Consider the following 14,487-nt stretch of genomic DNA (forward strand, 5'->3'; position numbering starts at 1 on the left):
CGGTGGTGGAGCTGCTGCCCACGGCACGAGAGATCGACGCCGTGGGGTACCTCGGTCCCGATCCGCTGCGGGAGGACTGGGATGCCGACGAGGCGGCGCGGCGACTGTCGCAGCGCCCCGATCGTCCGTTCGTCGCCGCGCTGCTGGATCAGACGCGGATGGCGGGCCTCGGCAACCTCTGGGTCAACGAGCTCGCGTTCCTGCGCGGCATCCATCCGTTCGCTCCCATCGGGGCGACCGACCTCGATGCGCTCGTCGCGCTCGCCGCGCGGTGCCTGCGTCTGTCGGCCACCGTCCCGGGGATGTACCAGGTCACGACGGGAAACCGGCGGCGCGGTTCGTCGCACTGGGTCGTGGGGCGCGCGGGACGGCCGTGTCTGCGATGCGGTACCCGGGTGCGGGTGCGCGACGAGGTGGCGGACGATCCGGAGCAGCGGCGGACGTGGTGGTGCCCGCGGTGCCAGCCGTCGCCGTCCGCCGCCGATGTCGCAGCCCCGAGGTAGAACGGGACGATGGCCGTCCACCGAGAGAACCTGCTGCGCGTCACCCGCATCTACGCCGAGGACGCCGCGCTCGACCTCGAGCGCGGGCGCGAGATCGTGGCGCGGTGGCCCGAGGCCCGGATCGTCCCCATCGCTTCGCACTGGCAGATCCCCGAGGTGCACGGCGACGAGACGAACGTGGCCCGGTGGGTGCGGATCAAGACCGAGGCGCTGGTGCTGGGCGTCAAGAAGAGCGTGACGACGCGCGTGAACGGCCGCTCCGCCGACTTCATCGCCCCCTCGCTGTCGAACGGCTGCGCCATGGCGTGCGCCTACTGCTATGTGCCGCGCCGAAAGGGCTACAGCAACCCCATCACCGTCTTCGCGAACATCGAACAGATCGGCCGGCACCTCGCCCGGCACGTCGCCGCACGGGGACCCAAGACCGAACCCAACCAGTGCGATCCCGAGGCGTGGGTCTACGACATCGGCGAGAACGGGGACTGCTCGGTCGATGCGATGATCAGTGAGAACGTTCGCGACGTGTGCGACCTGTTCCGCATGCTCCCCACGGCCAAGGCGTCGTTCGCGACGAAGTTCGTCAACCGCGATCTGCTCGAGTGGGATCCGGCGGGGCGTACCCGCATCCGCTTCTCGCTCATGCCGGCCGACACCGCGCGCGTCACCGACCTGCGCACCTCGCCCATGGCCGAGCGCATCGCCGCGATCAACGACTTCGTGGACGCGGGGTACGAGGTGCACGTCAACTTCTCGCCCGTGATCCTCACCCCGACGTGGTTGCGCGACTGGGCCGAGTTGTTCGATCAGCTCGACGCGGCCCTGCACCCGCGGGCCAAGGCGCAGCTGGCGTGCGAGATCATCTTCCTCACGCACAACGAGGGCCTGCACGAGGTCAACCTGGGGTGGCACCCGAAGGGGGAGGAGCTGCTCTGGACCCCGACGGTGCAAGAAGAGAAGCGATCGCAGAACGGAGCCGTCAACGTCCGTTACCGGCATCCGCTCAAGGCCGAGAGCGTGGCGGCGCTGACCTCGCTCATCGCCCGGAAGCTCCCGTACTGCCGGGTGCGGTACGCCTTTTGAGCGCAGAGACCCCGGGGCCGCTTAGGGCCCCCGGGGTCGTCGGTCAGGCGATCTCGCCGGTGGGCGAGTCCGCCGTGGAGGCGGCGTCGTCGGCGTCGCGCCGAGCGGCGGAACCCTCTTCGGGTGATTCGCTGCCGGCGCCGTCCGCGTCCTGGTCGGGGGCGTCGTCGTGACGACCGTCGTTCGGGTTCATGGCATTCCCCTCGTCGAGTGAACGGCGACCATGACACGACTCCTCGGCCGTGTCCAGGGGGTCGACGCGCGATCAGAGCGGGGTGACGCCGTATCGAGCCGTGAAGTCGGCGGTCGCGGCCTCCTCGAACGCGTCGGCCTCGTCGCGCAGGTCGACGTCGGCGATGCCGTTCACAGGTAGGGCGCCAGGGCGCCGGCGGTGAGGGCGAAGGCCAGGGCCGTTCCCCCGACGGCGGTGGCCGTCACGAGCGCGGCACGCTCCGCGTGCGCGCGGCGGCGCGTGTTCGCGGGGTGCGTGGTGCTGCGCAACGACGACTTCGCCGTCCCGAGCGCGTCGTAGCGACCGATCGGGATGCCGTGTGCGTCGCGCGACACGAATCCACCCGCGACGGCGTCGACGCACCCGAAGTACTCGCCGCCGCGGTGCGCGACCCAGAAGCCGGTGTCGACCTTGGCCCACGTCACGCGGACGGAGGCGAGGGTGGGGCTGGTGAGGGACATGTCAGGCGGCGACCGAGAGCGAGCGACGGCGGGCGGCCGAGGCGGTGGTGCGGACCGGGGTACGCGGCGCGGCCTCGGCGGCGGGGATCTCGGCGGTCAGATCGACCACGAGACCGGCGGAGGAGTTCGCCATGTCGGCCATGTTCTTCAGCGTGGTGGCGTTCAGCGACTCAGGTTCCACCGAGTCGAAGACGAAGCGCAGCGGGATGGCGGGCTGCAGCCAGAGAGTGGAACGACCGGGGGTGCCGTCGACGTGGGTCCAGCTGAGGGTGAAGCTCTCGGAACGGCGGAGCTTGGTGGTGGCGACCACCTTGATGTGGGAGAGAAGACGGTCGGGGATGGTGATCGACTCGGTAGACGTGCCGTAGAACAGGTGGCCCATGGGGTTCTCCCTTCAGAAGCGATTAGCTGCGTGTAGAACATACTCGCTTAGTAACTAGTTTGTCTAACTATTTGTTTCGTTGTATAGTTCGAGAACGAGCGGGGAGGAGTGTGCCATGACAGACGTCGAAACCACGTCCCGCGAAACCACCACCGCGGGGTCCGACGACGAGGTCACGTACTGGTACGGCGACGAGCCGGCCGACCGGCGGCGACGCAGCAAGGCCGTCCTCGAGGCGCTGCGCATCTACCGCGCGGCCGAGGTCGCCATGCGACGTCGCACGCGCGACTCCATGTCGATGGGCGAGAACGAGCTGCTCGTCCTGCGCTATCTGCTGCGCGACAAGACGCGCCGGGTCCGCCCCGGCGAGCTCACCCGGTACCTCGGCCTGTCGACCGCGTCGACCACGGCCATCCTCGACCGTCTGGAGCGGTCCGGTCACATCGTGCGCAGCGCGAACCCCGACGACCGGCGCAGCATCTTCATCGAGTCCACGCCGCGCGCGGACGCCGAGGTCCGTCAGACACTCGGCAACATGCACGACCGCATGCTCGCGGCCGTCATCGACATGAGCCCCGAGGAGTCCGCCGCCGTGGTGGCCTTCCTGCACCGCATGAGCGACGCCGTGGACGGCGTCGCGGTCGAACCGGCCGCGAGCGAGACCCCGCAGATCGAGTCCCCGTGATCTTCGTGCTCGTCGGCGGCCCGCGCGACGGACAGCACGTGGATGACCTGCCTCGCGGCTACCGCCTCTCCCTCAGCGACCCGCAACCCGAACCCTTCGGGGAGTTCGACACCGTCCGCGCGGTGTGGTTCGAGCTGGACGAGGCGATGTTCCGCAGCGCGCAGCGCCGCGACTGATCCGTAGCTCACCCGTCGCGCCGGGGCAACCCGCGTGCGTCGGCGGAACGGGTCCCGCAAGCTCGGAGCATGAGAAGCGTGACCTATGCCGGTGAAACCGTGACGACCACCGACGACGTCGCGCAGTCCCTGGTCGAACTGACGGCGGCGGTGGCCAAAGAGGGTCAGGCCGAGGCCGTGCACATCCCGATCGTCACCGACGAGAAGAGGGTCGCGCAGGCCGAGCTGGTGATCGGTGTGGGCAATGACGTCCTGTCCTCCCCTCTCGAGTGGCACGACGAGGAGCCGGACTTCTCCCGCGCCGCCGAGGAGCTGAAGAACCACCGGCTGTTCCCGCGTACGCACCTGCGTGCCGTCGAGCCGGATCGGGATGCCGACGACGAACCGATCGACTGGGATTTCGATCAGCCCACCCGGGGCTGAGACGTCACCCGGAATTCATCCGGGTTCATCCTCTCGGAGGATGTGCTCGGCCTCTCCCTCCCTCAGCATGGGATGACGTCCGCGGTCCGCGCGGGCGTCGAACGTCCGGAGTGGAGAGTCATGTCGCCCGATCGCCACGGTGCCCTCGCGCCCGCCCCCGTCGCAGCGACCGAGTCCACCGATCCGCGCGAGCGTCAGCGCGCGTGGATCCGGGTCGCCCGGGCCCGTCTGGCCGCATTCGTCCGCAGCTCCGCGGGTGAGGTCGATCAGGCGACGCGCGAGGCCGAGTCGGCTCTGCGCGCGGCCGTGTCTTCCGGAACGGGGATCGAGACCCTCTCGGCGGAGCTCGAGGTCAGTCCGCGGGCGTTGCGGGCGATCGTCGACGGTACCGTCCCTCTGCGGAGTCTGCACCCCGACGACAGCCTGCGTCTGGCCTGAGCGACCGCCCGCACGACCCTGCGCGGGGTTACGCTCGTCCCTGACGTGCGTGGCGAGGAGGCGGCGGGATGAGCGAGCGCAGATTCGAGTGGGGTGGGCTCAGCGCCGACCGCGCCGACTACGTCACGGCCGCCGAGGCGCTCGCCATGCTCGAGGTCCTCGTCGTCGCCCAGGCGGATCTCGCGGTGACGACCGAGCTGCGCGACGGAGCGGCGTGGGCGCGTTTCTCGCGCGGTGACCGGTGGGCGCTGGTGTCGACGCCCGGCTCGCGGTGGTTCTCGGTCGAGACCGACACGGGCCACCGCATGCAGCTCGTCGACGCGTCCTCGTCCAAGGATCAGAGCGCGCAGCTGCTCGCCGTCTACGTCGATGTGGCCGAGGCGTACGTCCGCGGCGACGCCGCACCCGCACCCGGCCGCGGGCTGGGGGGCTCGATCGTCACGGTCGACGTCGACGGACGCGAGGTCATGCTCCGGATGCCGCTCGCCCGCCGCGTGCGTGCGCTCTTCCACCACTAGGACCCTGTGCACGGCGGGTCAAGCCGGTACGCGCCGACGGCGGTCGTTGCGAGGCTGGGATCTCCGCAACGAGAGGAACACGATGAGCGATCAGCGCGACGACACGACCCCCGACGAGTCCGCGGACCTCGGCGACGACCCCACGGTCAAGCCCAGCCAGGAGAACGACGTCGACGAAGAGGTCAAGGCGCCGTCGAAGGACGACCCTAACGCCGATCACCAGGCGACCGGGATCGGCGTCATCGGCGACGAGTGACGCCGCCCGCGGCGGGGTGGGTGCCCCGCCGCCGGGTCGGGTCCGCCGCCGCCGCGGTGCTAACCTGGACAGGCCCGCCTTCGTAGCTCAGGGGATAGAGCGTTGGTTTCCGGTACCAAAGGTCGCAGGTTCGATTCCTGTCGAGGGCACTCCACCACAACACGAAGCGCCGCCCACTCGGGCGGCGCTTCGTCGTTCATCGGGTCGATCAGCCCCGCCGCGTGCGCGACGGTGTGCGGGCGTAGACCTCGCTCCACGTCGAGCCGCACTCGGCCCACAGCGGTCCCGGGTCCGCCGCGCCGAGCCGCCGCGCGTCCTCGCGCAGCGGCGACAGCGACGGCTCCCACGAGGCGAGGTCGTGGATGCGCCACGATTCGTGCACCCGGCGCGTGAAGCGACGCCCGCGCCACTCCATCACCGCCCAGGGCAGCAGCCACACGACGGCACCGATCGCAGCGCTCGCGTCGGCTCCGGTGAGCTGGTGCGCGGCGACGGCGGCCGCGATGCCGAGGAGGAATCCCGCACCGGGCCAGATCGTCAGCAGCGCCCATAGAGCCCGGTCGCGCGGCGTGGTGTCGGGCGGCAGCACTTGCAGGTGCTCGGTGACCATGCCATGGCCGCCCACCCGACACTCGTACGAGCCCCATGCGCCGGTGTCGACGCGGGGGAGTCGGAGAGCATTCGTCGTCATGCCGACCACGGTCGTCCCGTCGCGGAGCCCCCGCGGGGATCCTGGCGGAATCCATGCGCCCGACCCCGGCGAACCGACGGATTCCGAACGGCGGTCAGTCCTCGTCGCTGGCCGCGCCGGTGGCCTCGGCCTCTTCGACGAGGTGGCGCGAGCCGAGCTCGTCGGCGACCGCGCGGCCCTGGTCGACGGCCTCCTCGCGACTCGAGAAGCTCGCCGACAGTTCGGGGCGGCCCTCGACCGCGTTCTCCCACTGGCCACGGTTCGATCGGGTGGTCACGTCGTTCTTCGTCATGGCATCCATGTCACACCCGACCATCGAGAGCAGCCCCCGTCTTGACAGGCGTTGTCAAGACCGAGACGGGTTCGGGCGCCCTCCTGGGATGCTGTGAGCACCTTCGAAAGGGGTACATCATGAGCATCGGAGCCGGAATCGCGCTGTTCGTCATCGGCGCCATCCTCGCGTTCGCGGTCAATCTGCCGAACGACTACGTCAGCCTCGGCATGATCGGGTACATCATGATGGGAGCCGGAGTCGTGGTCTTCCTCATCGGCGTCGTGCTGCTGGTGCGCCGTCGCCAAACCGACACGGTGACCCGCACCGAAGGAGTGGGGGGCGCCCAGGTCACCCGTTCGACCACGCGCTCCTCCAACGACGACCTCGTCTGACGACTTCGGGGTCCATCCCCGGAGGCAGAACATGAGCGAACCGACACCGACCGTGGCATCCGATCCGGCGGCGGACGAGCTGTTCGACGGGCGGTACCGCCTCGGTCGCCTGCTCGGCCGGGGCGGGTACGCCCGGGTCTACGAGGCGGTCGACACCGCGCTTGAGCGAACACTGGCGATCAAGATCATCGACGGCGACGGCGCCGACCCGGCCGACGTCGCCCGGGTGCGTTCCGAGACGCGACTGCTGGCGTCGCTGTCGCATCCGTCGCTGGTGACGCTGTACGACGCGCGTCTCGCCTCCACTCCCGCGTACCTGGCGATGGAGCTCATCTCGGGACCCACCCTGGGCGACCGCATCGCGCGCGGTCCCCTCGCCGGGCCCGAGGTGGCGCGCATCGGCCGCGAGGTCGCCGAGGCCTTCGCGGTCATCCACGCGCGGGGCATCGTGCACCGTGACGTCAAGCCGTCCAACATCCTCATCCGTCCTGCCGCGCACACGGGAGAGACGCCGCGCGCCACGCTCGCCGACTTCGGCATCGCCTCGCTGGTCGGTGCCACCCGCGTCACGCGGGCGGATACCGTCGTCGGTACCGCGGCCTACCTCAGCCCGGAACAGGCGCGGGGGATGCCGGCTTCGCCCCGCAGCGACGTCTACGCCCTCGGACTCGTGCTGCTCGAAGCCCTCACGGGGTCGCGTCCGTGGTCCTCGGCGACCCCGCACGAGGCGCTGGCCGCCCGGCTGGTGTCGACGCCCGACATCCCCGCGCACATCCCGCCGTCCTGGCGCGAGGTGCTGTCGCACATGACCGCTCTCGAACCGTCCGACAGGCCGGATGCCACCGCGCTCATCGTCGCGTTGCGCACCCTCGCCAATGTCGACGTCCCCCGTCCGCCGGTCGGCGCGGACGCACCCACGGCGCGTCTGGAGGCCGCCACCGCCGGTATGCCGGGAGGAACGGCGCCCACCCGGGTGTGGAACGCGGGCGGCGACCGCGCGGGAAGGCGCCTGTCCCGGCGCACCGTCACCGTGGCATCCCTGGTCGCACTCGTCCTCGCGCTGGGAGTGGTCACCGCCGTCGTGGTGGCGAACGGCCAGGACGCCGCCGCGCAGCCCGAACTTCCGACCCTGCCGCAGCCGCTGGATCAGCACATGGACGACCTGTATCGGGAGGTGGCGCCGTGATGCGTCGCGCGACCTCGACGACCGCCGCGCTCGTCGCCGCGACCCTCGTGCTCGCCGGGTGCACGCCCCCGGCGGCCGCGCCCTCGGCCTGGCAGCAGAGTGTGCAGACCCTCGCCTCGCAGGCGGCCACGGGCGACTACACCTCGGCGCTCGCGAACCTCGACGCCCTCGAGGCCGACGTCATCGCCCGGCGCGACGCCGGGGAGATCACCGCGGACGAGGCCGACGGCATCCTGAGCCGCATCGCCACCGTCCGCGCCGACCTCGCCTCGCTCGCGCCGACGCCGACTCCGACGCCCACCGAGCAGGAGACGGAGCCCGCGCAGGACTCGGTCTCGGACGACGGCGGCGACCAGCAGAGCGATCCGCCCGCCGAGCAGCAGCCGACCGACCAGCAGCCGACCGACCAGGGACCCGGGGGCAAGGGCGGCGACAAGGGAGAGAAGGGCCCCGGGGCGAAGGACTTCGGCCCCGGCAAGAAGGACGGCTGAGCCCCGCGCGCGGCGACTCGTCGGGCGTGTCCGGACCGATTCGCGGCGCGCGGTCCGTGGGCGCGTCGCGGCGTGCGAGGATTGCCCGGTGCCGCGCCGAGTGACCTCCCGACTCGACCTCGATCTGGGGGCGTCCGTCGACCTCATCTTCCAGATCACCGCCGCCCAGGGCGTGCCCCTGTCCAGCGAGGTGTTGACGTTCGCGCAGGGGGAGCGGGTCTACACCCCGACCGAGATCGTCGACCAGTCCGGAAGCCGCCTGCACCGCCTGGGCGCCGAGCCCGGTCGCCTCGAGGTGCGCTACGACGCGGTCGTGGAGGGCCCCGCGCAGAGCCCGCGCACGAGCGATCTCGAGACGATCAGCTACCTGCGTCCGAGCCGGTACTGCCAGTCCGACGAGGTCTTCGCCCAGGCCCGTCGGCAGTTCCGCGGACTGAGCGGTGCCGATCTGGTCGCCGCCGTCTCGACCTTCGTCGCCACGACCGTCACGTACACGCCGGGGCTGAGCCTGGGAACCGACAGCGCCGTCACCACCCTCATGACCGGTCAGGGCGTGTGCCGCGACTACGCCCATGTCGTGATCGCCCTGCTGCGGGCGATGGACATGCCCGCGCGCTACGCCGCGTGCTACGCGCCGGGGCTGTCGCCGATGGACTTCCACGCCGTCGCCGAGGCCTATCTCGACGGTGCGTGGTACGTCATCGATGCGACGCGATTGGCCGATCGGCGCTCGCTCGTGCGCATCGCCACGGGTCGCGACGCCGCGGACTGCGCCTTCCTGAGCTATCACGGCGGGTACGTGGGCCTCGAGGCGATGCACGTGGATGCCGTGCTCGAGGGCGACGAGGCGTCCGCGGCCGACGATCACGAGGCGCTCGTCCAGATCGCCTGAGGGCGACGCCGCGACCTGGCGCAAGCCCCCGCCGGGGCACAGGTGCGTGACCGACGCTGGGCCCCGGGACCGATCAGGGCCCCACCCGGCGAAGGAGAACCCCATGCCCCTCATCGCGATCGACGTCATCCGCGGTCACTACGACCCGACGCAGCTGCGGACGCTGATGGATGCTGTCCAGGATGCCGTCGTCTCGGCCTTCGACGTTCCCGAGACCGATCGCTATCAGATCCTCACGCAGCACGAGCCCTTCGAGCTGGTCGCCCTCGACACGGGCCTGGGGATCGAGCGGACCGAGGGACTGGTGATGGTGCGCGTGACCTCCAAGGCCCGCCCCGACGAGGCCAAGACCGCCTTGTACCGGGCGCTGGCCGACACCCTGCACGAGCGCGTGGGCGTCGCCGGCTCCGACCTGGTGGTCAGCATCGTCGACAACGGCGACGCCGACTGGTCGTTCGGTCACGGCGTCGCGCAGTTCGTGACGGGAGAGCTCGGCTGAGACCCGGCCTCGGGCGGCGGGCGGCGTGGTCGCCCCGCCATACACTGGAGGGGTTATGAATCCCGCAGCCCTCTCCGCCGCCCTGCTCGCCGTTATCGCCCCGCTCGCCGAGGCGCGACGAGAGGGCTCGTCAGCCGGGCTGAGCGTCGACGACCTGCCGCTCGAGCGGCCCAAGAACCGCGAGCACGGCGACTGGGCGTCCAACGCCGCGCTCAAGCTGTCGAAGGTCGTGGGCGCGAACCCGCGTGAGTTCGCGGCGCAGATCGCCGAGGGGCTCGCGGGCGTTGACGGCATCGCGAGCGTGGAGGTCGCGGGCCCCGGCTTCATCAACATCCGTCTCGACGCCGCGGCCGCCGGCGCCCTGGCGAAGACGATCGTCGAGCAGGGAGCGGCGTTCGGAACGAACCACTCGCGCGCCGACGAGGTCATCAACCTCGAGTTCGTCAGCGCCAACCCGACCGGCCCGATCCACCTCGGCGGCACGCGCTGGGCCGCCCTCGGCGACGCCCTCGCGCGCATCCTGTCGTCGCAGGGCGCCCAGGTCACCCGCGAGTACTACTTCAACGACCACGGCGCGCAGATCGACCGCTTCGCCCGCAGCCTCGTCGCCGCGCACCAGGGCGACCCGACTCCCGAGGACGGCTACGGCGGCGCCTACATCGGCGACATCGCGAAGCGCGTCGCCGCGGCGTACGACGGCGACATCGACGCGCTCGACGCGGCGGCGAAGCAGGAGGCCTTCCGCGAGCTCGGCGTGAACTTCATGTTCGACGAGATCAAGCAGTCGCTGCACGAGTTCGGCGTCGACTTCGACGTGTACTTCCACGAGAACGACCTGCACGACTCCGGTGCGGTCGAGCGTGCCGTCACGCGGCTTCGCGACCTCGGCCACATCTTCGAGGCCGACGGCGCCACCTGGCTGCGCTCGACCGAGTTCGGCGACGATAAAGACCGCGTCATCATCAAGTCCGACGGGCAGCCCGCCTACATCTCGGGCGACCTGGCGTACTACCTCGACAAGCGCGAGCGCGGCTTCAACCGCTGCATCATCATGCTCGGCGCCGATCACCACGGCTACGTGCAGCGTCTCATGGCGATGTGCGCCGCCTTCGGCGACGAGCCGAACGTCAACCTGCAGGTGCTCATCGGCCAGATGGTCAACCTCGTGCGCGACGGCCAACCGATGCGCATGTCGAAGCGCGCCGGGACGGTCGTCACGCTCGAGGACCTCGTCGAGATCGTCGGGGTGGATGCCGCCCGCTACGCCCTCACGCGCAGCTCCGCCGACTCCAACCTCGACATCGATCTCGACGTGCTGCAGAAGCGCACGAACGACAACCCCGTCTTCTACGTGCAGTACGCGCACGCCCGCACCCACAACGTGGCGCGCAACGCCGCGGACTCGGGCGTGGACCGCTCCGAGTTCGCCCCCGAGCTGCTCTCGCACGAGACGGAGTCGGCGCTGCTCGGCGCGCTGCAGGAGTACCCCCGCATCGTCGCGTACGCGGCCGAGGTGCGCGAGCCGCACCGCGTGGCCCGCTATCTCGAGGAGCTCGCCGGCCTCTACCACCGGTGGTACGACAACTGCCGCGTCATCCCGCTGTCCGAGGCCCCGGTCGAGGCGCTGCACCGCACCCGCCTGTGGCTCAACGACGCCACCGGCCAGGTGCTGCGCAACGGGCTGACGCTGCTGGGCGTGGGCGCTCCGGAGCGGATGTAGGCGATGGCGGATGCCGTGGCCCCACCGGCCCGTCCGCGGCGACGGACCGGCCGCATCGTCGCCGTGCTCGTCGTCCTCGTCGTCCTGCTGGCCGCGGCGGTCGTGGCCGCCGAGTTCATCGCGCGCTCGGTCGTGACGAGCACGGTTCGCAGCCTGGTGGTGAAGAACGTCGGTCTTCCCGCCGATCAAGACGTCGACGTGCAGCTCGCCGGACTCGTGCTGCCCCAGGTCATCGCCGGGCGATTGGACGAGGTGGCGGTGGCCTCCGACGACGTCGCGCTCGGCCCGATCACCGGCGATGTGCGCGTCGACCTGCGCGGCGTGCCGATCGCGGGGGATTCGGCGGCCGAGGGCGGATCCGCCTCGGTCCGCCTGGATCGCGAGCAGCTGCGCGCGCTCCTGAGCCAGATCCCGAACCTTCCCGCCGGCACGGTCGATGTCGCGGCGCCCGACGTGTCGTTCGAGACGACGGTGACCCTGTTCGGCGTCGGAATCCCGGTCGGGGTGACGGCGACGCCCGGTGCCGCCGAGGGAGACCTCACGCTGACGCCCTCGGGGTTCCGCATCGCCGGCAACGTGATCGACGCCGAGACCCTGCGCGGACAGTTCGGCGGCGTCGCGGACCCGCTGGTCCAGACGCAGAGCCTGTGCATCGCCGATCGCCTCCCGGCCGGGCTGACGCTCACCTCGGCCACGGCGCAGGGGCAGGACCTCGTCGCCACGTTCGACATCGCGGGTGCCCTGCTGAACGATCCCGCTCTGCAGGCCGACGGCACCTGCGGCTGAGCGGCTCCGTTCACGCGACCGTGAGGAGGCCCGCCTCGACGAGCTGATCCAGGATGCCGTCGATCGCCTCGTGGGCCTCCCGATGCCCCCGCCCGTCGGTGACGGCGCGGATGAGTTCCTCTCGGGTCGCCGCGTCCGCCGCATGCCAGAGGGCGGGAGCCGCCCCCGCCAGAAGGTGCAGGAGTCCTGCGCCGTCACCGCTCGCGGTCAGCACGGCCAGTCGATCGGGGGAGAAGGGGAGCGTCTCGACCGCGGGTGCGCGGTGGAACCGCCGCCCCCCGGTCGTCGGGCCCCCGGGCGACACGCTCGCGGACAGTGCGCGAGGGGCCGGCGTCGTGGCATCGGCTACCGGTGCGCGCGGGGGCTCGGGCGCCGCGACGGAGGAGGGCGCTTCGTGGTCGTCGTCGCGCAGGAGGATGTCTTCGATGAGCGCGTCGAGGTCGTCGGCCTCGGCGTATTCGGCTCGCCAGAGCCCCCGCGTCGCCGCCAGCAGGCGGGTCGCCGTGGTGAGCGGGTGCGGCATCGCGGCGAGAGCGCTGGAGTGCGGGGCGAGGGCGATGAGCGCCTCGGCGGGATCGACCGGGACGAGTCGCGCCTCGCGATGGTGATCGGACCGATCGAGCAGCACGATCCGGCGCAGTCGGAGCGTCGCGTCGGGGAGCGGTCGCAGGCCGAGGCTCGCGGGGGAGTGCTGCAGCTTGACGGGGTGACCCGCGGTGATCACCGACAGCGGCTTGCGGTAGGCGTGGACACGGCCGTCGGGATCGACGCCGATCGTCTCGTCCGACACGTACGCCCAGGTGCGTGCGAGGCGGCGCGTCGCGGTGGTCTTGCCGGCGCCGGACGCCCCGACGAGGGCGACCACGCCGCCGTCGGGGGCCGCGACGCCGCCGGCGTGCAGCATCCACGACGAGCCGCGCTGCGCGCGGATGGCCTCGTGCGTCACGGCGCCGGACAGGTGAGACAGCATCTGATCGGTCGGTTCGGACCGCACGGGTCGGACGACGGCATCCGCGCCGGCATCGTCGACGGTGCGGGCGCCCGCCCACGCGCTCTCGACGGCTCCTCGATCGGCGTCGGTCAGCTCGGTCAGGTCGATCCGCACCTTGACCCCGACCGCGTCGACGAGCAGCGTAGACGGAGGCGGCGGGATCATGAGGTCACGGTAGGTGCCGTCCGCGCCGACGCGGGCGCCGATGCGGGCTGCATGGCGACCTGTCGCCCGAAACCTCACCCGTTCGCGCGCAACGGGTCACCCATCATCGGACGCGGGAAAGGGACGGCATACGCCGTGCCCTAGACTGCAAGGACTGCCCGCCGCGTGACACTCCGCGGGGGTGGGAGCCGTGATCCGCGGCCGTCGCGTCGCCGCAAAAACCGATTGGTCCTCCTGTGTCCGCCTCGCACTCCGCACTCGTGCCCGAGTGGCTCACCGCCCCGGCCGAGGCGAACGAGCTCGTCGCCTCCGTCTGGCCCACCAGCGCACACCGCGTCGACGACGGTTCCGTCGAGATCGGCGGGGTGTCGGTCTTCGACCTGCGCGACCGGTTCGGCACTCCGCTCTACGTCCTCGACGAGGGCGAGGTGCGCGCGCACGCCCGTCGCGCTCGCGCGGCCTTCGAGGCTGCGGCCGAGCGGCACGGCATCCGGGCTCGCGTCTATTACGCGGGCAAGGCCTTCCTGTCGACCGAGGTCGTCCGCTGGGTCGTCGACGAGGGGCTCTCGGTCGACGTCTGCACGCTCGGCGAACTCGAGGTCGCCCTGGCCGGGGGCGCAGAGCCCGCGCGTCTCGGCTTCCACGGCAACAACAAGAGCGTGCGCGAGCTCGAGCGCGCCGTCGAGGTCGGGATCGGCTCGGTCGTCGTCGACAGCCCGATCGAGATCGAGCGCCTCGCCGCGGTCGCCGAGCGGCGCGGCGCGGTGCAGTCGGTGCTCGTCCGCGTGCGCACCGGGGTGCACGCCGAGACCCACGCCTTCCTCGCCACCGCGCACGAGGACCAGAAGTTCGGCTTCTCGCTCGAGGGCGCGTCCGCGGCGGTGGCCCGCATCCGCGAGCTGCCCAGCCTGCGCTTCGTGGGCCTGCACGCCCACATCGGCTCGCAGATCTTCGACTCCTCCGGTTTTCGCGAGTCGGCCGCGCGCCTGGTCGACCTGCACGCCGACCTGCTCGCCGGGGGAGACATCCCGCTGCTGAACGTCGGCGGCGGCTTCGGCATCTCGTACACCTCGGTGGACGACCCGCGCCCCATCGAGGAGATCGCCGACGGGATCGTCGACGCCATCGCCGCCGAGTGCGCGGTGCGCGGCATCCCCGTGCCCGACGTCGCCACCGAGCCCGGTCGCGTCATCGTCGGTCAGGCCGGCGTCACGCTCTACGAGGTCGGCACGGTCAAGACCGTCAC

At 71.4% G+C, this 14,487-nt stretch carries 21 protein-coding genes, 1 tRNA gene and 1 pseudogene; 17 read left to right on the plus strand and 6 right to left on the minus strand.

Translation table 11 applies throughout. The features are described 5' to 3' along the window. Both QZ433_RS01140 and QZ433_RS01145 read left to right on the plus strand, forming a co-directional pair. Positions 1-503: pseudogene (locus QZ433_RS01140) on the plus strand (Fpg/Nei family DNA glycosylase); the annotation flags it as partial. 9 nt (positions 504-512) lie between these two features. After that, positions 513-1,583, plus strand: a complete 1,071-nt coding sequence (locus QZ433_RS01145; protein ID WP_295779614.1) for a spore photoproduct lyase family protein — start codon at positions 513-515, stop codon at positions 1,581-1,583. A 43-nt stretch (positions 1,584-1,626) separates the two neighbouring features. Here the strand turns inward: QZ433_RS01145 and QZ433_RS01150 are convergent, their stop codons facing one another. The 3 genes from QZ433_RS01150 to QZ433_RS01160 form a co-directional block, all read right to left on the minus strand. Further along, the gene (locus QZ433_RS01150; RefSeq protein ID WP_295779615.1) at positions 1,627-1,776 is read right to left on the minus strand and encodes a hypothetical protein; all 150 of its coding nucleotides are present in this window, start codon (positions 1,774-1,776) and stop codon (positions 1,627-1,629) included. A gap of 170 nt (positions 1,777-1,946) precedes the next feature. Next, the gene (locus QZ433_RS01155) at positions 1,947-2,276 is read right to left on the minus strand and encodes a hypothetical protein (protein WP_295779616.1); all 330 of its coding nucleotides are present in this window, start codon (positions 2,274-2,276) and stop codon (positions 1,947-1,949) included. 1 nt (position 2,277) lies between these two features. Beyond that, positions 2,278-2,658 carry a hypothetical protein gene (locus tag QZ433_RS01160; RefSeq protein ID WP_295779617.1) on the minus strand — a complete coding sequence of 127 codons (381 nt, stop codon included), beginning with the start codon at positions 2,656-2,658 and terminating at the stop codon, positions 2,278-2,280. Positions 2,659-2,773: 115 nt separating this feature from the next. On the opposite strand from QZ433_RS01160, the gene QZ433_RS01165 reads away from it, so the two are divergent. From QZ433_RS01165 to QZ433_RS01195, 7 genes are all read left to right on the plus strand, one after another. Then, positions 2,774-3,343 (plus strand): MarR family transcriptional regulator, encoded by a 570-nt coding sequence (locus QZ433_RS01165; protein WP_295779618.1) that lies wholly within the window; start codon positions 2,774-2,776, stop codon positions 3,341-3,343. Beyond that, positions 3,340-3,519, plus strand: a complete 180-nt coding sequence (locus QZ433_RS01170) for a hypothetical protein (RefSeq protein WP_295779619.1) — start codon at positions 3,340-3,342, stop codon at positions 3,517-3,519. Before QZ433_RS01165 ends, QZ433_RS01170 begins: the two co-directional genes overlap by 4 nt. A gap of 69 nt (positions 3,520-3,588) precedes the next feature. Further along, complete coding sequence (locus QZ433_RS01175; protein ID WP_295779620.1) at positions 3,589-3,942, plus strand: hypothetical protein; 354 nt, start codon at positions 3,589-3,591, stop codon at positions 3,940-3,942. A gap of 120 nt (positions 3,943-4,062) precedes the next feature. Then, entirely contained in the window at positions 4,063-4,380 is a 318-nt protein-coding gene (locus QZ433_RS01180; protein WP_295779621.1) for a hypothetical protein, read from the plus strand. A 68-nt stretch (positions 4,381-4,448) separates the two neighbouring features. Beyond that, positions 4,449-4,898, plus strand: a complete 450-nt coding sequence (locus tag QZ433_RS01185; RefSeq protein WP_295779622.1) for a hypothetical protein — start codon at positions 4,449-4,451, stop codon at positions 4,896-4,898. An 82-nt stretch (positions 4,899-4,980) separates the two neighbouring features. Next, positions 4,981-5,154 (plus strand): hypothetical protein, encoded by a 174-nt coding sequence (locus tag QZ433_RS01190; protein ID WP_295779623.1) that lies wholly within the window; start codon positions 4,981-4,983, stop codon positions 5,152-5,154. 76 nt (positions 5,155-5,230) lie between these two features. Beyond that, positions 5,231-5,303 (plus strand) — tRNA-Arg (locus QZ433_RS01195). 59 nt (positions 5,304-5,362) lie between these two features. Here the strand turns inward: QZ433_RS01195 and QZ433_RS01200 are convergent. Together QZ433_RS01200 and QZ433_RS01205 are read right to left on the minus strand one after the other, a co-directional pair. Continuing rightward, entirely contained in the window at positions 5,363-5,845 is a 483-nt protein-coding gene (locus QZ433_RS01200; protein ID WP_295779624.1) for a DUF6611 family protein, read from the minus strand. Positions 5,846-5,939: 94 nt separating this feature from the next. Beyond that, complete coding sequence (locus tag QZ433_RS01205; RefSeq protein WP_295779625.1) at positions 5,940-6,137, minus strand: DUF2188 domain-containing protein; 198 nt, start codon at positions 6,135-6,137, stop codon at positions 5,940-5,942. 119 nt (positions 6,138-6,256) lie between these two features. On the opposite strand from QZ433_RS01205, the gene QZ433_RS01210 reads away from it, so the two are divergent. From QZ433_RS01210 to QZ433_RS01240, 7 genes are all read left to right on the plus strand, one after another. Next, the gene (locus QZ433_RS01210; RefSeq protein ID WP_295779626.1) at positions 6,257-6,511 is read left to right on the plus strand and encodes a DUF6458 family protein; all 255 of its coding nucleotides are present in this window, start codon (positions 6,257-6,259) and stop codon (positions 6,509-6,511) included. A 31-nt stretch (positions 6,512-6,542) separates the two neighbouring features. Continuing rightward, positions 6,543-7,697 (plus strand): serine/threonine-protein kinase, encoded by a 1,155-nt coding sequence (locus tag QZ433_RS01215; RefSeq protein WP_295779627.1) that lies wholly within the window; start codon positions 6,543-6,545, stop codon positions 7,695-7,697. Further along, positions 7,697-8,188: a hypothetical protein gene (locus QZ433_RS01220; RefSeq protein WP_295779628.1), complete on the plus strand. Its 492-nt coding sequence runs from the start codon at positions 7,697-7,699 to the stop codon at positions 8,186-8,188. Before QZ433_RS01215 ends, QZ433_RS01220 begins: the two co-directional genes overlap by 1 nt. An 88-nt stretch (positions 8,189-8,276) precedes the next feature. Then, on the plus strand, positions 8,277-9,080 hold the full coding sequence (locus QZ433_RS01225; RefSeq protein WP_295779629.1) for a transglutaminase family protein: 804 nt from the start codon (positions 8,277-8,279) through the stop codon (positions 9,078-9,080). A 103-nt stretch (positions 9,081-9,183) separates the two neighbouring features. After that, positions 9,184-9,579: a tautomerase family protein gene (locus tag QZ433_RS01230; RefSeq protein ID WP_295779630.1), complete on the plus strand. Its 396-nt coding sequence runs from the start codon at positions 9,184-9,186 to the stop codon at positions 9,577-9,579. A gap of 55 nt (positions 9,580-9,634) precedes the next feature. Next, positions 9,635-11,299, plus strand: a complete 1,665-nt coding sequence (argS, locus tag QZ433_RS01235; RefSeq protein WP_295779631.1) for an arginine--tRNA ligase — start codon at positions 9,635-9,637, stop codon at positions 11,297-11,299. A 3-nt stretch (positions 11,300-11,302) separates the two neighbouring features. Next, a complete protein-coding gene (locus QZ433_RS01240) occupies positions 11,303-12,085 on the plus strand; it encodes a DUF2993 domain-containing protein (protein ID WP_295779632.1) in 783 nt (260 codons plus the stop codon). Between the two features lie 10 nt (positions 12,086-12,095). On the opposite strand, the gene QZ433_RS01245 is transcribed toward QZ433_RS01240, so the two are convergent. After that, complete coding sequence (locus tag QZ433_RS01245; RefSeq protein WP_295779633.1) at positions 12,096-13,241, minus strand: hypothetical protein; 1,146 nt, start codon at positions 13,239-13,241, stop codon at positions 12,096-12,098. A gap of 236 nt (positions 13,242-13,477) precedes the next feature. Here QZ433_RS01245 and QZ433_RS01250 point away from each other — a divergent pair. Further along, the coding region (locus tag QZ433_RS01250) for an alanine racemase (protein WP_295779634.1) at positions 13,478-14,487 on the plus strand (1,010 nt) is incomplete at its 3' end.

Source organism: uncultured Microbacterium sp. (assembly GCF_913776565.1).
Lineage (GTDB): Bacteria > Actinomycetota > Actinomycetes > Actinomycetales > Microbacteriaceae > Microbacterium.